This is a genomic window from Streptomyces lacaronensis (genome assembly GCF_047337785.1).
GTDB classification, from domain to species: Bacteria; Actinomycetota; Actinomycetes; order Streptomycetales; family Streptomycetaceae; genus Streptomyces; species Streptomyces lycopersici.
This window is the reverse complement of the sequence record NZ_JBLHDK010000003.1, coordinates 7,232,131-7,252,625: the sequence shown is the minus strand read 5'-3', so window position 1 is coordinate 7,252,625 and position 20,495 is coordinate 7,232,131. Positions and strand designations below refer to the sequence as shown.

Sequence of the window (20,495 nt, the reverse complement as noted above, 5' to 3'; positions counted from 1 at the left end):
CCGCGCCCCGCCATGTGGGGGGATTCCGTGGGGGGTGGTGAATGCGGGGCTTATCCGGCTACGTCGTCGTCAGCCGTTGAAGGCACCGAAGGCCTTGGTGAACGCCAGCTCTTCCTGGTCGATCGAGCTGCAGGTCGGCGACGCGGTGTCCTGCGGGCTGGGGCACTGCTTGTCGCGGGTCGCGGACCACATCGACAGCCAGGCCAGGCCCTTGGACTTGGCGAACTCCACCAGCTGGGAGGCGTCGTCGACCTTGAATATCTCGTTCTTGACGTCGTTGACGCCGATCATCGGGGTGACCGCGACGGCCTTCCACGCCTCGTCGTCGCCCAGCCCGAGCGCTTCCTTGATCTGGCCCTGGGTCGCGGTGGCGGCGTCGATCGCGTACTGGCCCATGTCGTCGTCGAAGGACGCGCCGTAGTCCATCGCCATGATGTTGACGGCGGAGACCTTCACACCGTTCTTCTTGGCGTCGGCGACGAGGTCGACACCGTCCTGGGTGAGGCCGGTCGGCAGCACCGGCAGGGTGAAGGAGACATCCAGGTCCGAGTGCTGCTGCTGGAGCTTGGCTATCGCCTGGGCGCGGCGGGTGTTGGCCTCCTTGTTGGGGAGCGCGCTGCCCTCGATGTCGAAGTCGACCTTGGTGAGCTTGAGGGCGTCCACGACCTTGCCGTAGGCCGCGGCGAGCTCGTCCGCCGAGGTGCAGGCCAGGCCCAGCTCGGAGCCGGAGGCGCCGCCGAAGGAGACCCGGACGTCGCCGCCCTTCGCGCGCAGCGCTTCGGTCTGCTTGGCCACCTCGTTGTCACCGACCTCGGTGACGCCGCCCCACTTGGGGGTACAGCCGCCACCGGAGGTGATGAAGGCGAGGTTGAACTCCTTGACGCCGGTCTTGTCGGCGGTGCCCACCATGTCGTAGGCGGGGTAGAGCGAGGTGTCGATGTACGGGGCGAAGCCGCCCGCCGCCGCGGCGGGCTTCTCGGAGGCGGAGGTCTTCTCGGAGACCGTTCCCGCGTTCGCCGCCCCGCTGAGCGCGAACGCCGTGCCACCGGCCACGACGGCGGCGGCGGTCGCGCCGATCACCTTGGTGGTCCGGCTCGCCTTGCGACGGTGCGTGCTGCTCATCAGGTGCCTGCCTTCGCTGTACGGATGTGGGGGGTTGGTGGTGCGGGCGACACGCTAGCGAGGGGAAGTCGGACAAACGGCAGGATCCGTGCACGGGCCACGGATCTTATGGCTGTCTTAAGGAACCCATCGGCGGCGATTAATGCTCCGCGGGCTCCTTGGTCCTGCCGCGGCCCCGGGCCCTCTTCTTACGGCCGCGCCGCCGCTGCCCCGGGTCGGCGGATCGGGCGCCGTTCAGCGAGAGCCACACCCGTACCTCGGTGCCGCCCAGCACGGACCGCCCGATCCGCAGATCGCCGCCCGTGGACTCCGCGACCCGGCGCACGATGTCCAGGCCGAGGCCGGTCGAGCCGGGGCCGCCGTCGCCGTGGCCCCGGCGGAGCGCCGCGTCGGGGTCGGCGATGCCGGGGCCCGCGTCCGAGACCAGGATGATCACGCTGTCCTCGCCGTTGTGGACGTCGACCGCGAGCGCCGTGCCCTCGGGCGTGTGCCGGAAGACATTGCCGAGCAGGGCGTCCAGCGCGGCGCCCAGTTCGGGGCGGGCGACCGGCACCCTTACGGTGCGGTCGACCCCGGCCAGCCGTACCGTACGGTCCTCGTCCTCGGCGAGCGCGGACCAGAACTCCATCCGGTCCCGGATCACCTCGCAGGCGTCACAGCCGGAGGGGGTGTGGGTCTTCTGCTGGCGCGCGGTGCGGATGATCTGGTCGACCTCGCCCTCCAACTGGGCGACGGCGGCCCGGGTCTGGTCGGCCGCCGGTCCCTCGCCCAGCGAGGCGGCGTTGAGGCGCAGCACGGTGAGCGGGGTGCGGAGCCGGTGGGAGAGGTCGGCGGCCAGCTCGCGCTCGCCGGCCAGGAGCTGGACCACCTGGTCGGCCATGGAGTTGAACGCGGCGGCCGCCGCCCGCAGTTCGGCCGGGCCGTCCTCCGGGACGCGCACCCCGAGCTCGCCCCGGCCCAGGTCGTGGGCGGCCTCGGCGAGCCGTCCCGCGGGGCGCACCAGCCGGGTGCCGAGCCGGTCGGCGATGGCCACCGCGCCGACGATCAGCGCGAGGCCGACGCCCGCGAGCACCAGCCATGACGTGGTGACCCCGCTGGTGACCACGCCACGCGGGACGTACACCTCCACGACCGCGACCTGACCGCTGCTCAGCGCGGTCGGCTGGAGCAGCGCGTAGCCACCGGGGGCGCCGGACACCGAGGCGCGGCCGAGTCGCCGCGCGATGGCCAGCTCGCCCTTGGGCGCACGGCTCTTGCCCAGGTCGTAGCCGCTCCCCCGCTTCCCCGGCTCATCGGGGACGTGCACCGCCATCCGGCCGTCCCCGCCCGCCTGGGTGCTGGCGACCGCGCGCTGGAGCCGCGCCCGCTCGGTGGTGATGGCGAGCGCCGGGCCGATGGTGGCGGCCTGCCGCTCGGCGTCGGCGAACGCCCGGTCCCGGGCCAGCTCCTTGACGACGAGTCCGAGCGGTACGGCGAAGGCGACCACGACCATCGCCGTGACCGCCAGACAGACCTTGACCAGAGCCCATCTCACGTGTGCTCCGCCGGGGGCTCCAGTTTGACCCCGACCCCGCGCAGCGTGTGGAGATAGCGCGGACGGGCGGCGGTCTCGCCCAGCTTGCGGCGCAGCCAGGAGAGATGGACGTCTATGGTCTGGTCGTCCCCGTACGCCTGCCGCCAGACCTCGGCGAGGAGCTCCCGGCGCGGCACCACGACACCGGGCCGCCCGGCGAGATAGGCCAGCAGATCGAATTCCCGCCGGGTCAGATCGAGCGTCATCCCGTCCAACTGGGCCTGGCGGCGCAGCGGATCGACGGCCAGCCCGCCGACCCTGAGCACCGTGGGGGGCGCCGCCGCGCCGCCCGGCTCCCCCGTCCCGCCCCCGCGCGTACGGCGCAGCACGGCGGTCATCCGGGCGGAGAGATGGGCCACGGAGAACGGTTTCACCAGGTAGTCGTCGGCGCCGTCGTTGAGCAGCCGGACGATCTCACCCTCGTCGTCACGGGCGGTGGCCACGATGACCGGCACATCGGTGATGCCCCGCAGCATCTTGAGCGCCTCCGCCCCGTCCAGATCGGGCAGTCCGAGGTCCAGGATGACGACGTCGAATCCGATCTGCGCCACCTCGCGCAACGCCTCCAGGGCGGTGCCGACGCTGCGCACGGTATGGGACGCCTCGGTCAACTGCCGTATGAGGGCTGAGCGCACGAACTGGTCGTCCTCGACCACAAGCACACTTGCCATGAGCGGCACCGTACGCCATTCGGGTGAGGCAAGATGAGGAAGATGCAAAGAGGTCTGGTCCAATGTCTGGCCTGGGTGCTGGCGACCGGCGCCGCGGTCACGCTGTCGTGGTACGGCGTACGGACGGTGCTGACCGGTACGGCCTACGACCCGCCGCGCGCGCTGCCGATCACGAACGGCTCCGGGTCGGCGAACGGGGCCTGGTCCTCCTCCACGCATCGGCCCAAACCGCCCTCGCCGTCGGCCACTTCACCGTCCTCGCCGTCCTCGCCGTCCTCGCCCTCGCCTCCCGGGACGGACGCGGGGTCCGGCGCGGACAAGGCCAAGGAGTCCGGTTCGGCCGGGCCCACCCGGAAGCCGACGCAGACGCCGTCCCGGCGGGAGTCGGCACGGCCGGAGGAGAGCGGGGAGGTGCGCAGCTATCCGGCCAAGGGCGGCCGGGCGGTCTTCGACATCCGGGCGGCGTCGGCGGAGCTGGTCTCGGCGACGCCGGACGGTGGATGGCAGATGCAGGTGTGGAAGCAGAGCGAGTGGATCCGGGTGGACTTCGTCTCCGGGGCCGACACCACCACGATCTTCTGCACCTGGCACGACGGTCCGCCCCAGGTCCGCATCGACGAGCACTAGGGCGTACGCCTGCGGCGGGCTGTTCCCCTACCCGCCCCTTCCCACAACTGGGGCTCCGCCCCAGACCCCGGGTCCAGGGACGAAGCTCCTGCCACACGGTGGGGCTCCGCCACACGGTCCGGTTCCGCCACACGGTGGGGCTCCGCCGCGCGGTGGGGCCTCGCCGCGCGGCGGGGCTGCGCCGTGTGGTTCGGCCCCGCCCCAGACCCCGGGGTCCGGCCCCGCCGCGCAGTCCGGCCCCGCCGCGCAGTCCGGCCCCGCCGCGCAGCCCGGCCCCGCCACGCGGTCCGGCACCGCCACGCGGTGGGGCCTCGCCGCGCGGTCCAATCCCGCCACGCGATCCGGTTCGCCGCACGGTCCAGCCCCGCCCCAGACCCCGGGGTCCGGCCCCGCCGCGCAGTCCGGCACCGCCACGCGATCCGGCTCCGCCGTGTGGTGGGGCTTTGCCGTGTGGTGGGGCTTTGCCCCAGGTCACGGGGTCCAGGGGCGGAGCCCATGGTTGTGGGAAGGGGCGGGGAGGGGAGAGACCCGCCGGGACAGTCAGGCGAAGACGGCGGGCGGTGGGGCCGGGGAGGGGGCGGCGGTCGCGTCGGTGACCGGGGCCGCGCCACCGGTGAAGTCGGCGAGCGCGCGGCCGTGTTCGACCCGGGCGAGGTGCGGATCGCTCGCGGCGCGACGGGTGAGCTCGGCCAACGGCAGCTCACGGTCAGCGGCCAGCAGCACGGCGTTTCCGAAGCGGCGGCCGCGCAGCAGGGCGGGGTCGGCGGTCAGACACACCTCGGCGAACGCGGCGCGGGCGGTGGCGATCTGGGCCTTCAGATGGGCCAGCGGCGGGCCGTCAGCGAGATTCGCGGCGTACCACCCGTCGGGGCGCAGGGCACGGCGCACCTCCGCGAGGAACTCCGCACTGGTGAGATGGGCGGGCGTACGGGCCCCGCTGAAGACATCCGCGATGATCAGATCCGCCCAGCCATCGGGCACCTTGGCGAGCCCGGCCCGGGCGTCGGCGCCGCGCACCCGTATCCGGTCACCGGGGTCCAGCGGCAGCTCACGCCGGACGAACTGGACGAGCGGGGCGTCGATCTCGATGATCTGCTGGGTGGAGCGGGGGCGGGTGGCCGCTATATAGCGGGCGAGAGTGAAGGCGCCGCCGCCCAGATGGACCGCGCGCAGCGGGCGGCCGGGAGGGGCGGCGAGATCGGCGACATGGCCGAATCCGCGCTGGTACTCGAAGTCGAGATACGCGGGGTCGTCGAGGTCCACATGCGACTGCGGCTTGCCGTCGAGCAGCAGCGTCCAGCCGCGCGGCCGGTCCCGGTCCGGCACGAGCTCGGCGAGCCCCCCGTCGACGGATGCGGTGACCGGCTCGGGGCTGCGTCCCCGCGCCGCTCCGCGCCCGCGCGCGGCTCGCTTGTTCATGCCTTTCGCCATGTGTCCCAGTATGGGGCCGACCACTGACAGCCCCCGGGACTCACTGGCAGCGGTCGACGGCCTCGATCGTGCGGGCCGCCTCGCCGAGCGCCGCCCGGAGGTCGGCGGGGTCGGTGGCGACCGAGTACGCCGCGTCGGGCGGCACCAGCCAGCCGGTGCCGACGCCCGGCGGGGCCTCGTTCCCGGCCGCGCCGGATGTGGTGTCTCCGGGTTCGCTGTCTCCGGTTGCGGTGCCTCCGGACGTGTTGTCTCCGGACGCGTTGTCTCCGGATTCGCTGTCTCCGGATGAGGGATCTCCGGATGCGGAGTCTCCGGTTCGGGTGTCTCCGGCCTCGGCGGGGATGCCGGTGCCGGAGCCGATATTTATCCGGATCCCGCGTCCGGATGTCTGGGTACACGCCGAGCCCGGCAGGTCCCAGCCGTCCGCCGTGCCGGGCGGGACCAGGAAGCCGAGGGTGTCGCCGGCGTTGTCATGCAGGACGGGACCGAGGCCGTCGCACGCACGACGCATGATGTCCACCGCCTCCAGCCCCTGGCGGGCGGGCACGGTGACGAGATCGCAGTCCTGTCGCTGGGGGTGCTGGGCAGTCGTCCGTGAGCGGCTGGTATCCACTCCGGCCTCCCTCTTCATCGGGTAGCACCTGGTTCAACGCGCGGCGGTGTCAACGGCTACGGCCGAAGGCCGCCGTAAAGGATGGCAGTTCATGGCAAATCGTGGGCGAGACGTCACATTTGCCGGAAATCTCCGAGTGTCGTGGATCTCACAGCCGGTACGGTTCTCCCCCGCCCACCTGGCATCACCAAGGGAGAGGCTCAGATGACGCCGCTTCCAGAGCCCACGCCGTCCCGGCCGAACACCGCGTTCCGCCGACTGCGCGGACAGCTCTCGCCCTCCGAGTTCGCGGCGTGCGTGCGCCGCGCCGCCCGTGAGATCGGCGAGCAGGTCTCCTGCGACGCCCGCTATATCGGCCGTGTCGAGTCGGGGGCGATCCGCTGCCCCAACTACGCGTACGAGCGGGTCTTCCGCCATATGTTCCCCGGCCGCACCCTTACGGATCTCGGCTTCGCCTCCCGTGAGTCGGTGCGCGGCCACCAGGCGCGCGGCCCCGTGGACCCTCCGGTACCCGTGCCCGTACCCGTCCCTTTCCCCGGCCCGCGCCCCGGGCCCTGCGAGCCCCAGGGCAAGGGGCTCGTCGACGTCTTCGAGGAGAGCGAACTGCTGCGCCGCTCGTTCATGGCCGGGGGGGCGGCTGCCGCCGCCGTGGCCGCCGCGCCCCGGGCCGGGGCGCCGCCCCGGCGGACGGGGCGGCGGGTGGGCGAGGCCGAGGCCGCCGCCGTGGAGGAGGCCGTACGGCGGATCCGGGTACTGGACGACCGGCACGGCGCCGACCCCCTCTACGCGCACACCGCCAAACCGCTGAGCGCCGCCTACGCGCTGCTCGACGCGGGCGGCTACAGCCGCTCGATCGCCGAGCGGCTCTTCGCGGGCGCGGGCGAACTGGCCATCTCGGTGGGCTGGCTGGCCCATGACTCCGGGCGGCTGTCCGACGCGCGGTCCCACTACGCCGAGGCCCTGGCCACCGCGCGGGTCTCCGGCGACGCCGCCCTGGAGGCGCACGCGTTCTGCAACACCGCCTTCCTCGCCCGCGACGCCGGACACCCCCGCGAGGCCGTGAGGGCGGCGCAAGCGGCCCAGCGGGTCGCCGAGCGGCTCGCCTCGCCACGGCTGCTGTCGCTGCTCGCGCTGCGCGAGGCCGGGGGGCTCGCCTGGCTGACCGACCGGGGCGGCTGCGAGCGCGCGCTGCTGCGCGCCCGGACGCTGTTCGAGCGCGGGCCCTGCGACGCCGACCCCGAGTGGATGAGCTTCTTCGGGGAGGCCGAACTGGAGGGGCTGGAGGCACAGTGCTGGTCGGCGCTCGGCGACTGGAAGCGCGCCGTGGAGCGCGCGCGGCGCGCGGTCGCCCTTCAGAACCCCCACTTCACCCGCAACATCGCGCTGTTCACCACGGAGCTGGCGAGCGATCTGGTGGCGGGCGGCGCGCCGGACGCCGCCGCCGCCTCGGCCGGCCGGGCGCTCGGCCTGCTGGACCAGGTGAAGTCGTCGCGGATCCGCCGGATGCTCGACGACACGGCCCGGATACTTCGTCCTTACGGTCGCGATGCGGCGGTCGCGGACTTCCTCGCCCGCTATGAGACGGCCGCCGCCCGCCCCGAGGCCACCGCGCGTCCCGAGCCGACCGCCCGAACCGAGCCGACCGGGCTCACCAGCCCGGTCTGACGCCGGTTCGGCCCCTCGATCGGGATGGCCGGTGCGATGGCCGGTTCAGTCGAGATGACCGGTGTCGTTCCAGCGCTCGATGGCGGGCTCGCCGTACGCCCAGCCGAGCACCGACAGGGACGTGGGATCGAGCCGGATACGAGCGGCGAAGGAGGCGTCGTGGCCGAGCCAACGGGCACCCAGGGTCCGCAGGATGTGGCCGTGCGCGAAGACCAGCACATCGCGGTCGGCCGAGCGCGCCCACTCCACGACCTCGTCGGCCCGCGCGGCGATCGAGGCGATCGACTCGCCCTCGGGCACCCCGTCGCGCCAGATGAGCCAGTCCGGCCGGATGGCCTTGATCTCGGCGGGGGTCATCCCCTCGTACGCGCCGTAGTTCCACTCCAGGAGCGCGTCCCACTCCCGCGCCCGGTCGCCGAAGCCCGCCAGCGCGCAGGTCTCCTTCGCCCGCGCCAGCGGGCTGGTGCGCACCTCGACGTCCGGGAGGCCCGCCCAGGGGCCGTGGCGCAGCCGCTCGCCGAGCAGTTCGGCGCCGCGCCGCCCCTCGTCCAGCAGCGGAATGTCCGTACGGCCGGTGTGCTTCCCGATCAGCGACCACCGCGTCTGTCCGTGCCGGGCCAGGAGGATGCGTGGGGCCATGGGGTAGTGCCTTCTTTCACCGGATCCGCACCGCCGCGCCACCGTGCGCCGTTACACGTCGCTGCCTGCGGTTTCGTGCACATCACGGGACCGGCACATGGCCGATCACCATCCCTCCATCATCGCGCACGTGATCGGCAGGCAACCTCCGGGTCACTCCTGGCGTCTTCCAGGCTGCGCGCGAGTCCGCCGGGGTCCCGACAGTGGGCGCGCTCGCGGATGGGGGCGGTGCGTAGGTCGCTTCGCCTACACCGTACGGTTGACCGCGCGCCTTTTCCTGGCCGGCTGAACTTTGGAGAGCGTCCGAATGCCCTATACCGTGCCCCGTGCCGGAGCAGCACAGGGCAGTCGGCCCCGTTGGTGGACCGAACTGCCGCTCATAGCGGTGGTGTACGCCGCGTACTCGGCCGGTCGGCTCCTGGCCCGCGGCGATGTGTCCACCGCCGTCGATCACGGTCTGGCGATCCTCCATTTCGAACAGCGTCTGAACATCGACTTCGAGTCGCCGCTGAACGACCTCTTCACGACCCACGCCGTCATAGGCATACCGGCGGACTTCGCCTACGCCTCGCTGCACTACGTCCTCACCCCGGCCATCCTGATGTGGCTGTGGAAGCGCCGTAAGGCGTCGGACTACCGCTTCCTGCGCACCTGGCTGCTGGTCTCCACGGTCATCGGGCTCATCGGCTTCACGCTGCTGCCGACGTGCCCGCCGCGGCTCCTGGACGCGAGCCACGGCTTCGTGGACACCATGGCGCAGTACGGCTCGTACGGCTGGTGGGGCGGCGACGCCAGCGCGCCGCGCGGGCTCGGTGGGCTGACCAACCAGTACGCGGCGATGCCCAGCCTCCATGTGGGATGGGCGCTGTGGTGCGGCGTCGCCCTGTGGCGGCACGGACGCTCGGTGTGGACCAAGGTCGGCGCGGTCGGCTATCCGCTGGTGATCACGCTCGTGGTGATGGGCACCGCCAACCACTACTTCCTGGACGCGGCCGCCGGCGTCGCCACCATGGGGCTCGGGGCGCTGCTGGCGGGCCCGGCGCTGCGGCTCACGGAGGCCCTGCGCAGCCGCCTGCGTCCGGTCCAGGAGGCCCCCGTCGCCTCCCGAAACGTGGGTGTGCCCGCGAATGTCGGTGACAAGTGCGAGACTTCGGCGCGTGAACGGGAACGGATCCCCCGACAGCAGGGCAGGGGCGCGGACAGGCAACGTACCGACGGTGCCGCGGACGACGGCGGCCGGGGAGCCGGTGCCGGTACCGGCGGCCGGGGCGCCACGGCCACGGACGGCGCGGCCTCCACGGCAGGCGACGGGGCTCCGGCAGCGGCTCGCTGAGCTGCGCGGCCCGGCCACCGCTCCCCGTCCGATGGACGCCCGAGCCCTGGCGGCGCTGGCCGCCAACCCGGGCTGCCGCCGCCGCGCGCTGCTGGACGGGGCCGGGGTCGACAAGGGCGCGCTGGCGCAGGCCCTGGGGGCTCCCTCGAACTTCGGGCAGTCGCAGTTCGCGCATCAGCGCGGCAACTCCTTCGAGGCCCGGGTCAAGGCCGACGGCGGGGCGGATCTGGTCCGGCTGCTGCACGAGCGGCTGCGCGACGGCTCGGAGCCGCCCGGCCCCGGCGCCGTCGCGACCCCCGATCTGACCGCGCCCGGACCGCAGGGCCGCACCGCCCGTACGGCGCTCGCGCTGCGGGAGGCCACGGCGGCGGGGGGCTGGGCGCTGCTGGACCATCCGATGGTGAGCCTGGACGTCGCGGGCTCGCCCGCCTTCCTGGAGCCGGACGCGGTCGTGGTCCACCCCGACGGGTCGTGGACGGTCATCGAGATCAAGTCCTTCCCCATGGTGGACGGCTCCGCCGACCCGGCCAAGGTGGGCGCGGCCGCCCGGCAGTCGGCGGTCTACACGCTGGCGCTGGAGCGGGTGGCGTCGATGATCGGCGAGCCGGAGGAGGGCGGCGGCGCGGCGGAGGCGGCGGAGGCGGCGAACAGGGCTGACCGCGCTCCCGCGCGGGCCCGGGTGCGGCATCAGGTGCTGCTCGTCTGCCCCAAGGACTTCTCCAACCTGCCGACCGCCGAACTGGTCGATGTGCGCAAGCAGCTGGCGGTCACCCGGCGGCAGCTGGACCGGCTGACCCGGATCGAGGAGATCGCCGCCGCCCTCCCCGAGGGCACCACCTTCGACCTCCGGCTCACCGAGGACGGCCGGATCCCGACCCGGCCGGTCGAGGAGCTGACGGCCGCCGTGGACGCGGTCGACGCGGCGTACGCGCCGGAGTGCCTGTCCACCTGTGAGCTGGCCGCCCACTGCCGGACGCGGTCCCGCGCGGCGGGACAGGTCGAGGCGCTGGGCCGTGGCGTCCGGGGCGAGCTGGGCGGGCTCACCACCGTGGACGCCGTCCTTACGGCCGCAATGAACGGCCCCGCCGGCGAAGCGCCCACCGGTGACCCCGCCGTGGACGCCCTGCGGCGCGCGGCGGCCCTGCGCGCCGAGGCACTCGCGTCCCGCCCCGAGCTCGCGTCCGGCCCCGAGGCGGTGGCATGTCGCTGATCACCACCCTGGCCCGGATGGAGGCGGTCCGGGAGGGGCGGGCCCAGCCCCTGACCACCGTGCGCCACCGCCATCTGTCGGAGCGTCCGCTGGCGTTCGTCCCGCTCACCACCGCGGGTGAGACGGGGGCGCCGCTCGGGGCGCTGGTGGGCACCGACCGGGACGCGCCGCGGCTGCTGATCGTGGCCCAGCCGCGCGACCGCGACCTGAGGTTCGCGTTCCTCGCCGAGCTCGCCGAGGAGATCCAGCCGTATCTGGACTCGTACGGGGACGAGGTCGAGCTGGAGGAGCGCAAGGAGACCGATCCGGAGACCGGTAAGAAGGTGCCGGTCCAGGTCGAGCTCTGTGCGGACGCGCCGCAGCTGCTGGTGCCCAGCGCAGCGGGCGTGGCGTTCGTCCGGCTGCTGGGCCGGTCGATGCGGTTCCGGCGCACCGCCGAGCAGGACCCGGAGACGCCCTTCCCGGCGCCCGCGCGGGTACCGCTGCTGGGGCGGTGGCTGACCCACTACGGGGAGCGGGCGCGGGTGCCCGGCTCCTGTCTGCTGCTGTCGCTCACCGAGCTGCTGAGCCGTCACTGGGCGACCGGACAGAGCAACCTGGAGGATCAGCACCTGGGCTCGCTGCTGGCCTGGATCGACCCCCCGGAGGGCGTACCGGGCGCGGAGGCGGCGCTGCGGGCGGAGTCGGAGCGGGACGAGGACGGCCGGCTGCGCTGCCCGCCCGCCGGCCCGGCCACCGACCCCGCCTTCGACAACAAGCTGCTGGCCCCGGCGATGTCCCGCTACGACGCGGCCCGTGCCGAGGCGTCACAGGGCGTGGCCGGGGGCGCGGCGCGGCTGCGGCTCGCCGAGGCGGAGCTGCGCGGGCTGATCGAGTCACAGCTGCGGCCCACCTGGGACGCGCTGTGGCGCGGGGTTGACCTGCTGCGCGCCCTCCCGGAGGGCGCGCGGGTGGCCGACCGCTGGAAGCGGGACCGCTGGTCCTACACCGGCCACCGGGACCGGGTCCGGGCCGGGGAACCGCCGCAGCCCAAGCTGGACGACGCGGTGACGGCGGCGCAGAAGCTCGCCGCGCGCGAGACCGCGCAGGCCCAGCTGGACGCCCATGAGGCGCTGGACGATCCGCTGGTCATGGCGGGGCGGCGGCTGGCCGGTGAGGCGTTCGCCGGCGAGGTGATCGATGTGGAGATGGCCTGGTCGGACGCGAAGGTGCCGCGCCCGCGCCCGCTGGTCACGATCCGCACCGAGGACCGTCCGCACCTGGCCGAGCGGGTCAAGCTGCACCGGGTCACGGCCGACGGCAGGGCACAGAGCGGGGAGTTCGCCGGTCTCGCGGACCTGGACGGTGCCGAAGGGCCCGACGAGGCCGACGGTGCCCACGGGGCCGATGTCGTGGACGGTCCGGGCGATACGGACGCCCTGGGCGACACGGACGCCACGGACGCCCTGGGCGACACGGACGGCCAGGGCCGCGCACTGGTGGTGCGGCTGACCGGCGGGATGGGCCGGGGCAAGCAGCCCGAGCCGGGCACGGTGCCCGAGAAGGGCGACCGGGTGTGCTGGACGCTGTTCGAGCACGCCCCGCGCGGCGGCCCCGAGCTGCCCGACGCGGAGAGCACCCCATGGACCCACGGCGGCCCGCCGGACGCCGCCGCCCCGGCCCAGGGCCCCCAGCCCGACCCGATGACCGAGGAGGACTATCTGTGATCGGCGCGGACCCGGCCGCCGCCGCGGCCCACCAGGGCCGTGCCCGCGCGGGCGAGCCGTTCGACCCGTCGGCCGCCGCGGCGCGCGCCACCGAGGCGATCCTGCACGACACGCTGCACGGAGCGGACCGTGGCGTCGTCGTGGACTCCCCGCCCGGTGCGGGCAAGTCGACGCTGGTGGTGCGGGCGGCGCGGGAGCTGGCCGCCGCCGGGCGGCCGCTGATGGTCGTCGCGCAGACCAACGCCCAGGTGGACGACCTGGTGGACCGGCTGGCCACGGCGGACCCCGACCTCCCGGTTGGGCGGCTGCACAGCAGCGATCCGCATCCGTACGACCCGGTGCTCGACAGTCATGAGTCGGTCCGCGCCTCCGCGAAGATCGCCGACCTCGCCGGGCTCGACATCGTGGTCTCCACGGCCGCGAAGTGGGCGCACATCAGACACGTCGAGCCCTGGCGGCACGCGATCGTGGACGAGGCGTACCAGATGCGCTCCGACGCGCTGCTGGCGGTCGCCGGGCTGTTCGAGCGGGCGCTGTTCGTGGGCGACCCCGGGCAGCTGGACCCGTTCAGCGTGGTGGGCGCCGACCAGTGGGCGGGGCTCTCGTACGACCCGTCGGCGAGCGCGGTCACCACCCTGCTCGCCCACAATCCGCGGCTTCCGCAGCACCGGCTGCCGGTCTCCTGGCGGCTCCCGGCCTCGGCCGCGCCGCTGGTCTCGCACGCGTTCTACCCGTACACGCCCTTCCGCAGCGGCACCGGCCACGGCGAGCGGCGGCTGAGCTTCGGTGTGGCCTCCGACGGCTCGGGGCCCGACCGGGTGCTGGACGAGGCCGCAGCGTCCGGCTGGGGCCTGCTGGAGCTGCCCGCCCGGCGCACCCCGCGCACCGACCCGGAGGCGGTGGCGGCCGTGGCCCAGGTGGTGCGGCGGCTGCTGGACCGGGGCGCGGTGGCGGTCAGCGAGCGGTCCGACGAGCCGCAGCCGGTCGCCGCGGACCGGATCGCGGTGGGCACGGCGCACCGGGACCAGGCGGCGGCGGTCCGGGCGGCGCTGGCGGGGCTCGGGGTCTCCGGCGTCACCGTCGACACCGCCAATCGCCTCCAAGGGCGTGAGTTCGACGTCACGGTCGTGCTCCACCCGCTGTCGGGGCGGCCGGACGCCACGGCCTTCCACCTGGAGACGGGGCGGCTGTGCGTGCTGGCGTCGCGGCACCGGCAGGCGTGTGTGGTGGTGTGCCGGGCGGGGGTGGCCGAGCTGCTGGACGAGCACCCGTCCACGGAGCCGGTGCAGCTGGGCGTCACGGTGAAGTTCCCGGACGGCTGGGAGGCCAATCACGCGGTGCTGGCCCACCTGTCGGAGCACCGGGTGGCATGGCGACCGTAAGGGCGTGAGGGCGTGACTCGGGTGACCGTAAGGGCGTGGCTCGGCGGGCCGTAAGAGTGTGAGGGCGTGGCTCGGGTGAGCGTAAAAGCGTGTCGCCGAGGACCGTAAGGGCGACGCGTTCCCGGTGGCCGTACGGTGCGTCACCGGGGTGAGAGATGCGGCCATGGTTCAGGGGGCGGTGGGGTGGGGAGAGACCCCAGGTCGGCGGCGTACGGCGGGGGCGCCCTTGCCCTACGCGCGACAATGGAGACGTCAAGACCCGCGAACCGTACGTGTCTCACGAGCCAGGAGGAGAGATCATATGCCCGAGCCGGATTCGGCTCACGGCCGACACGGCTCCGCGCCCCGGCGGCTGAAGCCCGCGCCCCTGCTCTTCGAACCGGCTGCCGCCGCGTCGGACGAGGCGCACTTCTTCGACCTGGAGTCGATCGAAGACCCGCGTGAGCTGCTGTCCCGCTCGACGGAGCTGGTGCTGGCCTTCCGCGCGGCGACGGACCGGGCCATGGAGTTCCAGGCGATGGCGGCCGCGCAGCTCGCCGACCCGAGGCGGTTCGATCGGCTGACCCCCGCCATGATCGCCGAGCGTGCCGAGTGGACCGAGGACTACGCCAAGAAGATGGTCGAATTCGGTCGTGAGCTGATGCGGGGCGGCGAGGTGCTGGACTGACGGCAGGCGTGGGCCCGGGGCATATGCGGGCGGAAGATACCCGATACCGCCGTCCGATGTCCCGGTTACGTCTCATCTCTCTACACCGTCATCGCTGACGGTAAAGGTGGAAACATGAGCAGATCGCCGCAGGACTCACTTCACACCGCCGCCTTCGTCACCCCGGCGGGCGCGGACTGGCTCGCCTCGGCCAGCGCCTCCCCGCGCGGTGTGCAGGCTCTGTGGGCCACTGCCCCGACCGCCCCGGTGACGCTGCCGTGCGGCACGGCGTTCGACGTGATCAGCATGGACGCGCTCTTCGGCCGCCGGGTGGTGGGCCGGTTATGGACCGACGGCCCCGGCACCGGGCCGGTCGCGGCCCAGGGCGGCCGGGTCATGCTCTTCGCCACCCCGGGGACCGCCCAGCGGCTGCCCGCGCTGCTCGGCTGGGAGGAGTGGGGCGCGGCCGCTCCCCCGCTGCTCTGCTACGGCCGCGGCGACGCGGTGACCGTGCCGCCGCTGTTCCCGCCGGACCCCGGGCCGCAGGAGGCGGCGCCCCTGGAGGACGATCCCCAAGAGGCCGACGCCGGGAAGCCCGGTGCCCCGGACTCCCGGGCCCCGGAGTCCGGAACCCGGGAGTCCGCCCCGATGCCGTCGCCGCGCTGGCTGGTCGCGCCCGATGTCCGCAGCCCCTGGCTGCCCGGCCCCGAAGTGCTGCTGTGGGCCTGTGTGAGGGCCGCCCGCACTGCCGGTGGCGATCTTGTCAGCATGGCTGTGACCAGTGCACCCGCCGCCTTTCCGGGCTGAAACTTATCGATTTTCACTCCGTGGCGTCCGGGTGCTAAGGTCTCCTACGTCAGCAGGCGCCGCTAGCTCAGTTGGTTAGAGCAGCTGACTCTTAATCAGCGGGTCCGGGGTTCGAGTCCCTGGCGGCGCACAGACAGTGAAAGGCCCTTCACCTCGGTGGGGGGCCTTTCGCGTGGTCCGACGACACGGGTCGCGCGTGACGGCGAACTCACACCGCCGGACCCGCGAGCCGGGTGACCGCCCGCACCGCCTTGTCCGGGCCGGGCATCGCGAGCGCCTCCCGGCGCAGGGCGTGCGCCGCCGCGGCGTACGAGGGCTGATCCAGCAACGCGAACAGATCCAGGGCCAGCCGGGCGCCCACCGCCCGCGCCCCGGGCCGGGCGGCGTCGAGGGCGTCGGCGGGCAGATACGTCCCGGCGCCCGCCCGGGCCAGCCGCGCCCCGTTCAGCTGGTGCTCCAGGCGGGGCGCGACGACCAGCTGCGGCACCCCGGCCATGGCGGCGGCCAGCACCGCGGCGCCCCCACCCTGGTGGAGCAGGGCCCGGCAGCCCGGCAGCACCCGGTGCAGCGGCCCGGCGGGCGGCCGCCCCTCGGCGGCGCTTCCGACCCGGACGACCTCCACACCCCGCGCCTCAGCCGCCCACAGCGCGGCCCGTACGGCGTCGGGCGGGCCACCGGCGTCATCCCACGCCGCGCACACCCGCACCGGCCCGGAACGCCTGGGGCCGCCGCCCGGCCCGCGCCGCCCGTTCGACGCGGGGGTGTGGCGTCCAGGGTGCACGGGGTGACCGGGGTGTTCGTGGTGCGCGGGGTGGGCCCCGGCTCGGCGGCCCTCGTACGGCGACGGCGCCTCATCCGGCGACGTCCCGTCGTACGGCACGAAGCGCACCGGCAGTCGCCGCGCCCGCGAGGGCAGCGCGAGACTCGGCGGGCAGGGGTCGAGCCACAGGTCGGGCTCGCGCGCCGGATCGGCGCCGTAACGCCGCATCAGCCGGGCGTAGCCGGGCAGCGGCGGGCCTTCCAGCCGTTGCCGGTCCAGCCGCAGGACGGCCGCGCTCCCCCACAGCTGGCCGACCGCGGGCACGCCCAGCGCCCCCGCGGCCACCGTGCCCGCGTACGCGCCCGCGTCGTGCACCACCAGCTCCGGCTGCCAGCAGCGGGCGAAGGCCACCAGGCCCTGGGCCATCGCCTCGGCGATCCGCACCTGCCGGTCACCGCACGCGCGCAGCAAGCCGTGCTGCTCCGGGGTGAGCGCGGCGGGTCGCACCGGCCAGTCCGTGGGCCAGATGCCGCGCGGGCGGCGCGCCACGTCCGGCGCTCTGACCACCGCCAGGGGCAGGGCGCCGATCTGCACCGGCACCAGGCCGGTGCGGGCGACGGCCGCCGCGCATTCTGACGGCACCGCGACCCGTACCTGGTGCCCGGCCTCGAGCAGGGCGCGGGCCAGCGGCACCATGGGGACGAGATGGGCACCCGAAGCCCAGGTCGTGAACAGGACGCGCACGGTCACCTCCCGCAGAGGTCGAGCCGACCGGACCGACCCGTCCGGCCGATGGACATGACACCGGGCCGACCCCTCGCGCCCCCGGCGGGCTCAGCGGCGCCCCGCGAGCGTCAGCGTCTCGCCGGTGATCGCGCCGTTTGCCGCCGAGCACAGGAAGACGAGAGCGCGGGCGATGTCCTCGGAGGTGGCCGTGGGGCCCTCGGACGTCGTGCGGCCCTCGGACGTGGTGGGACCCGCGGTAGCGGTGGGCGGCCGGTCGGGCGAGGTCGGTGGCCGGTCGGGCGGGGTGGGCCCGGGGCACACGGCGTTGATCAGCACGCCGTCCCCGCCCACCTCGTCCACCAGTCCGCGGACCAGACCTCGCAGCCCGGCCCGCGCCACCGCGTGGAACTCCCCGCCCGGGTCGCCCTCCGGCGCGTGCGGCGGGGCCACCAGCGCGATCCGGCCCCAGCCGCGCTTGCGCATCCCGGCGACGGCCCACTGGACGGTGCGGATCGCGGGCGCGAACGCGTCGGCGACGAGCGGCCGCCAGTGCTCCTCCGGGACGTCCTCGAACCGGGCGTGCGGCTCACGCCGCGTGCCCCTTCGCCGGGCGGCCGCCACCAGCACGTCCAGCCCGCCCCAGTGCTCCTCCACGGCGGCCACGACCCAGCGCGGCGACGCGGCGTCGTCCAGGGCGTACGGCACGGCGAAGGCCCTGCCGCGGTCCGGTCCGGACAGCTCGACGGCCAGCGCCTCGGCGGTCTCGCGGCGGTGCCGGAAGGCGAGCGCGACCCGGGCGCCCTGCGCCGCGAAGGCACGTGCGGCGGCGCTGCCGATGGCCCCGGTGGCCCCGGTGACCAGGACCGTGCGCCCCTCCAGGCCGAGGTCCAACATGGGCGCTCCTCACGGTCGTTCCCATTGAGAAGGCCATGGTCGCCGCCGTGACTCGAGCCTGCCTCGACCCGCGCCCGACCCCGTACGGGGGCTCGCTCGGCGGCTATCCGGCGTTTCGCTGGAAGGCGGAGCGATAGCTGTGCGGGCTGGTGCCGACGACGCGCTTGAAACGGTCACGGAAGGAGGTGGGCGAGCCGAACCCCACCTGGGAGGCGATGCGTTCGACGGGGTGGGTGGTGGCCTCCAGCAGATACTGCGCCTGGCGGATCCGGGCGCGGTGCAGCCACTGCAACGGGGTGGTCCCGGTGTGCTCACGGAAGCGGCGGTTGAGGGTGCGGGTGCTCATGCCGACGTGGGCGGCGATCTCGTTGAGGGTGAGGTCCCGTCCGGCGTTGTCCTCCATCCACCGCAGCAGGGGTTCGAACAGCGATCCGCGCGGCACGGGTGGCTGGTCGTGGACGATGAACTGGGCCTGTCCGCCCTCCCGTTCCAGGGGCATTACGGACAGCCGGGCGGCGTCGGCGGCCACGGCGGAACCATGGTCGCGCCGGATGATGTGCAGACACAGGTCGAGCCCGGCCGCGGCGCCCGCCGAGGTGAGGAACTGGCCGTTGTCCACATAGAGCACATCCGGGTCGACCTGGATCTTCGGATGGAGCTCGGCGAGCAGCGCGCCGCCGAGCCAGTGCGTGGTGGCGCGGAGTCCGTCGAGCAGCCCGGTGGCGGCGAGGATGAAGGCCCCGGAGCAGATCGAGGCGATACGGGTGCCGCGCCCGGCCGCGTCCCGCAGCGCCTCGATCACCTCGTCGGGGACCGGGAGCAGGGGGTCGCCGCGGCCGGGCACGACGATGGTGTCGGCCTCGGCGAGCGCCTCGAGCCCGTACGGGGCCTGGAGGGTGAACACTCCGGCGTGGACGGCGGGGGCGGGGGCACAGACCCGGACCCGGTAGGGCTCACGGCCGTCCGGCAGCCGGGTGCGGGTGAACACCTCGATCGGGGTGGCCAGATCGAAGGGGATGACCTGGTCCAGCGCCAGAATCACGACAGTGTGCATGGCCTCAACCTAGGCCGTACGGGGCATGGCACCAATGCCGGGTGGCGAGAAGTCGGTGTGGAGCTTGTTTCCAGCCATCCCGCTCGGGGGTGTCATACGCGGCCGCACACCCCGGCGTCGGCGATACGGATCGAGGGGTTGCCGTAGGCCATGCGCTGGAGGATCTTGCGATAGAGCGGCGTACGACGCAGCGCCCGCGCAAGGTGGGGGCGCACTCGGGTGGTGAACGCGCCCTGCGAGAGGATCGCCCGGCTCTGCAGGGTCTGCATCCGCATCACCGCCGCGATATCGGGCCCGCGCCGCCGCTCGAACTCCGCCAGCCGCTCGGCGCTGGTGTCTCCCTCGGCCAGGGCACGGGCCAGCAGGGGATGCAGCACCACCGCGTCCTGCACGGCGAGGTTGATGCCCTGGGCGCCGATCGGGCTGTGGGTGTGGGCGGCATCACCGATCAGCACCAGCCCGTCGGCCACCCAGCGCTCGGCGCGTGCGGAGAAGACATCGAGCACACCGAGGTCGGCGGGGGTGCGGATCTGATCGCGGATCTGCGTGGCGTACCGCGGCACGGCACGCATCAGCCGCTCCTTGACGTGGTCTGGGCCGAGGGCGGCGATATGGCCGTAGCGCCGGTGTGGCAGGGTCCAGCCGATCTGGATCCGGTTCGGCCAGGAGCCATAGACCAGCACCGGGCCGCCGCCGGTGCGGTACACCCGCACATCGCGGACCGGCGGCTCTTCCGGGGGTGTGATGAGGGTGCACCACAGCACGTCCTGGGCGAACGCGTCGGCTCGGCCCGCCCCGATGCCCGCCAGCCGCCGGACCCGCGAGAATCGGCCGTCCGCGCCGACCACGACCCGGGCCCGTACGGCACAGCGGCCCGGCGGGCCTTCGGCGATGACCCCGGCGATCCGCCCCTCCCGCCGCAGCAGCGCGCCGGCCCGCCGTCCGGGCAGATAGCGGAAGCCGGGCGAGCGGCGGCAGCGGGCGAGGAGCTCGTCCAGCAGATGGGGGCGCGGCACGCTCAACAGGTGGTCGTACGGGGCCGGAAGCAGCCGGTAGTCGGCCTCCAGCAGTACCCGCTCGCCCTCGATGACCAGAAACCGGTGGTGCTCATGAGCGCCGCGGGCGCGGGCGCCGGCGAGCACATCGAGCCCGTCCAACAGCTCCATCGCACCGGGCTGGAGTATTTCGCCGCGGACCACGCGCTGATGCGCGCGGGCGCACTCCACCACGGTCACCCGAGCCCCCGACCGCAGCATCAACAGCGCCAGCACCAGACCGGCCGGGCCGCCGCCGACCACGCACACATCGGTGTCGATCTCGCGCATCATCGCGCCTCCTGCTGGTCGGGCTCGGGGTCCAGGGCTTCAGGCCATGGGCATCGGGCATCGGGCGCCTGTGACAGCCCCTGGACGCGCTACGGCTCCGCTTGCCCGCGCGGGGGGATCGGGCAGCGGAGCCGTAGCAGGCCCGGCTGAAGGGCGGCGCCGGGCGTATGGGGGGGGTGGTTCACCGGACGGGGACGGCTGGTACGGGACCTACGGGACTCCGGACGAGAACGGGGCGGTATCGGGGAGCTCGGGGGTCTGCTCTGCGGGGGGCTGTGGGCCGAGGCTGTGGGCTGGGCCGAGGCTGTGGG

Annotated in this window: 18 protein-coding genes and 1 tRNA gene; 9 read left to right on the top strand and 10 right to left on the bottom strand. The window is 74.1% G+C overall.

The genetic code is table 11. The features are described 5' to 3' along the window. Nucleotides 1-69: 69 nt before the first annotated feature. The 3 genes from ACMTAK_RS31580 to ACMTAK_RS31570 form a co-directional block, all read right to left on the bottom strand. Nucleotides 70-1,122, bottom strand: coding sequence for a chitinase (locus ACMTAK_RS31580; RefSeq protein ID WP_413809312.1), 1,053 nt, complete (start codon nt 1,120-1,122; stop codon nt 70-72). A 139-nt stretch (nt 1,123-1,261) separates the two neighbouring features. Next, complete coding sequence (locus ACMTAK_RS31575; RefSeq protein ID WP_413809311.1) at nt 1,262-2,656, bottom strand: sensor histidine kinase; 1,395 nt, start codon at nt 2,654-2,656, stop codon at nt 1,262-1,264. Next, complete coding sequence (locus ACMTAK_RS31570) at nt 2,653-3,366, bottom strand: response regulator transcription factor (protein ID WP_413809310.1); 714 nt, start codon at nt 3,364-3,366, stop codon at nt 2,653-2,655. The genes ACMTAK_RS31575 and ACMTAK_RS31570 overlap by 4 nt, the downstream gene beginning before the upstream one ends. Nucleotides 3,367-3,408: 42 nt before the next feature. Here ACMTAK_RS31570 and ACMTAK_RS31565 point away from each other — a divergent pair, with 42 nt between their 5' ends. Continuing rightward, nucleotides 3,409-3,993, top strand: a complete 585-nt coding sequence (locus ACMTAK_RS31565; RefSeq protein WP_413809309.1) for a hypothetical protein — start codon at nt 3,409-3,411, stop codon at nt 3,991-3,993. A gap of 540 nt (nt 3,994-4,533) precedes the next feature. On the opposite strand, the gene ACMTAK_RS31560 is transcribed toward ACMTAK_RS31565, so the two are convergent. Further along, entirely contained in the window at nt 4,534-5,424 is an 891-nt protein-coding gene (locus tag ACMTAK_RS31560; RefSeq protein WP_413809308.1) for a spermidine synthase, read from the bottom strand. 40 nt (nt 5,425-5,464) lie between these two features. Further along, nucleotides 5,465-5,935, bottom strand: a complete 471-nt coding sequence (locus ACMTAK_RS31555; RefSeq protein WP_461773843.1) for a hypothetical protein — start codon at nt 5,933-5,935, stop codon at nt 5,465-5,467. A gap of 306 nt (nt 5,936-6,241) precedes the next feature. Here ACMTAK_RS31555 and ACMTAK_RS31550 point away from each other — a divergent pair, with 306 nt between their 5' ends. Next, the gene (locus ACMTAK_RS31550; protein ID WP_413809306.1) at nt 6,242-7,702 is read left to right on the top strand and encodes a tetratricopeptide repeat protein; all 1,461 of its coding nucleotides are present in this window, start codon (nt 6,242-6,244) and stop codon (nt 7,700-7,702) included. 45 nt (nt 7,703-7,747) lie between these two features. Here ACMTAK_RS31550 and ACMTAK_RS31545 read toward each other — a convergent pair whose 3' ends face one another. Further along, nucleotides 7,748-8,341 (bottom strand): histidine phosphatase family protein, encoded by a 594-nt coding sequence (locus tag ACMTAK_RS31545; RefSeq protein ID WP_413809305.1) that lies wholly within the window; start codon nt 8,339-8,341, stop codon nt 7,748-7,750. A 307-nt stretch (nt 8,342-8,648) separates the two neighbouring features. Between ACMTAK_RS31545 and ACMTAK_RS31540 the strand changes: the two genes are divergently transcribed. The 7 genes from ACMTAK_RS31540 (at nt 8,649) to ACMTAK_RS31510 (ending at nt 15,555) form a co-directional block, all read left to right on the top strand. Beyond that, entirely contained in the window at nt 8,649-9,674 is a 1,026-nt protein-coding gene (locus ACMTAK_RS31540; protein ID WP_413809304.1) for a phosphatase PAP2 family protein, read from the top strand. A gap of 31 nt (nt 9,675-9,705) precedes the next feature. Beyond that, entirely contained in the window at nt 9,706-10,884 is a 1,179-nt protein-coding gene (locus ACMTAK_RS31535) for a hypothetical protein (RefSeq protein ID WP_413809303.1), read from the top strand. Beyond that, complete coding sequence (locus ACMTAK_RS31530) at nt 10,875-12,590, top strand: hypothetical protein (protein ID WP_413809302.1); 1,716 nt, start codon at nt 10,875-10,877, stop codon at nt 12,588-12,590. Before ACMTAK_RS31535 ends, ACMTAK_RS31530 begins: the two co-directional genes overlap by 10 nt. After that, the gene (locus ACMTAK_RS31525; protein WP_413813050.1) at nt 12,590-13,972 is read left to right on the top strand and encodes an AAA family ATPase; all 1,383 of its coding nucleotides are present in this window, start codon (nt 12,590-12,592) and stop codon (nt 13,970-13,972) included. Before ACMTAK_RS31530 ends, ACMTAK_RS31525 begins: the two co-directional genes overlap by 1 nt. Before the next feature lie 301 nt (nt 13,973-14,273). Beyond that, a complete protein-coding gene (locus tag ACMTAK_RS31520; protein WP_413809301.1) occupies nt 14,274-14,639 on the top strand; it encodes a hypothetical protein in 366 nt (121 codons plus the stop codon). Between the two features lie 114 nt (nt 14,640-14,753). Then, on the top strand, nt 14,754-15,425 hold the full coding sequence (locus tag ACMTAK_RS31515) for a bifunctional DNA primase/polymerase (protein ID WP_413809300.1): 672 nt from the start codon (nt 14,754-14,756) through the stop codon (nt 15,423-15,425). A 56-nt stretch (nt 15,426-15,481) separates the two neighbouring features. Beyond that, nucleotides 15,482-15,555, top strand: a tRNA-Lys gene (locus ACMTAK_RS31510). 78 nt (nt 15,556-15,633) lie between these two features. Here ACMTAK_RS31510 and ACMTAK_RS31505 read toward each other — a convergent pair. The 4 genes from ACMTAK_RS31505 to ACMTAK_RS31490 all read right to left on the bottom strand — a co-directional run bounded on the left by ACMTAK_RS31505 (nt 15,634) and on the right by ACMTAK_RS31490 (nt 20,187). Next, nucleotides 15,634-16,929, bottom strand: a complete 1,296-nt coding sequence (locus tag ACMTAK_RS31505; RefSeq protein WP_413809299.1) for a nucleotide disphospho-sugar-binding domain-containing protein — start codon at nt 16,927-16,929, stop codon at nt 15,634-15,636. 90 nt (nt 16,930-17,019) lie between these two features. Next, the gene (locus ACMTAK_RS31500; RefSeq protein WP_413809298.1) at nt 17,020-17,805 is read right to left on the bottom strand and encodes an SDR family NAD(P)-dependent oxidoreductase; all 786 of its coding nucleotides are present in this window, start codon (nt 17,803-17,805) and stop codon (nt 17,020-17,022) included. Nucleotides 17,806-17,908: 103 nt separating this feature from the next. Beyond that, a complete protein-coding gene (locus tag ACMTAK_RS31495) occupies nt 17,909-18,859 on the bottom strand; it encodes a GlxA family transcriptional regulator (protein WP_413809297.1) in 951 nt (316 codons plus the stop codon). A 92-nt stretch (nt 18,860-18,951) separates the two neighbouring features. Then, complete coding sequence (locus tag ACMTAK_RS31490) at nt 18,952-20,187, bottom strand: FAD-dependent monooxygenase (protein WP_413809296.1); 1,236 nt, start codon at nt 20,185-20,187, stop codon at nt 18,952-18,954. Nucleotides 20,188-20,495 lie beyond the last annotated feature (308 nt).

Coding starts and splice junctions, on each gene's coding strand:
- ACMTAK_RS31580 (WP_413809312.1), bottom strand. CDS start 1,122: ATGAGCAGCACGCACCGTCGCAAGGCGAGCCGGACCACCAAGGTGATC.
- ACMTAK_RS31570 (WP_413809310.1), bottom strand. CDS start 3,366: ATGGCAAGTGTGCTTGTGGTCGAGGACGACCAGTTCGTGCGCTCAGCC.
- ACMTAK_RS31565 (WP_413809309.1), top strand. CDS start 3,409: ATGCAAAGAGGTCTGGTCCAATGTCTGGCCTGGGTGCTGGCGACCGGC.
- ACMTAK_RS31560 (WP_413809308.1), bottom strand. CDS start 5,424: ATGGCGAAAGGCATGAACAAGCGAGCCGCGCGCGGGCGCGGAGCGGCG.
- ACMTAK_RS31555 (WP_461773843.1), bottom strand. CDS start 5,935: ATGCGTCGTGCGTGCGACGGCCTCGGTCCCGTCCTGCATGACAACGCC.
- ACMTAK_RS31550 (WP_413809306.1), top strand. CDS start 6,242: ATGACGCCGCTTCCAGAGCCCACGCCGTCCCGGCCGAACACCGCGTTC.
- ACMTAK_RS31545 (WP_413809305.1), bottom strand. CDS start 8,341: ATGGCCCCACGCATCCTCCTGGCCCGGCACGGACAGACGCGGTGGTCG.
- ACMTAK_RS31540 (WP_413809304.1), top strand. CDS start 8,649: ATGCCCTATACCGTGCCCCGTGCCGGAGCAGCACAGGGCAGTCGGCCC.
- ACMTAK_RS31535 (WP_413809303.1), top strand. CDS start 9,706: ATGGACGCCCGAGCCCTGGCGGCGCTGGCCGCCAACCCGGGCTGCCGC.
- ACMTAK_RS31530 (WP_413809302.1), top strand. CDS start 10,875: ATGTCGCTGATCACCACCCTGGCCCGGATGGAGGCGGTCCGGGAGGGG.
- ACMTAK_RS31520 (WP_413809301.1), top strand. CDS start 14,274: ATGCCCGAGCCGGATTCGGCTCACGGCCGACACGGCTCCGCGCCCCGG.
- ACMTAK_RS31515 (WP_413809300.1), top strand. CDS start 14,754: ATGAGCAGATCGCCGCAGGACTCACTTCACACCGCCGCCTTCGTCACC.
- ACMTAK_RS31500 (WP_413809298.1), bottom strand. CDS start 17,805: ATGTTGGACCTCGGCCTGGAGGGGCGCACGGTCCTGGTCACCGGGGCC.
- ACMTAK_RS31495 (WP_413809297.1), bottom strand. CDS start 18,859: ATGCACACTGTCGTGATTCTGGCGCTGGACCAGGTCATCCCCTTCGAT.
- ACMTAK_RS31490 (WP_413809296.1), bottom strand. CDS start 20,187: ATGATGCGCGAGATCGACACCGATGTGTGCGTGGTCGGCGGCGGCCCG.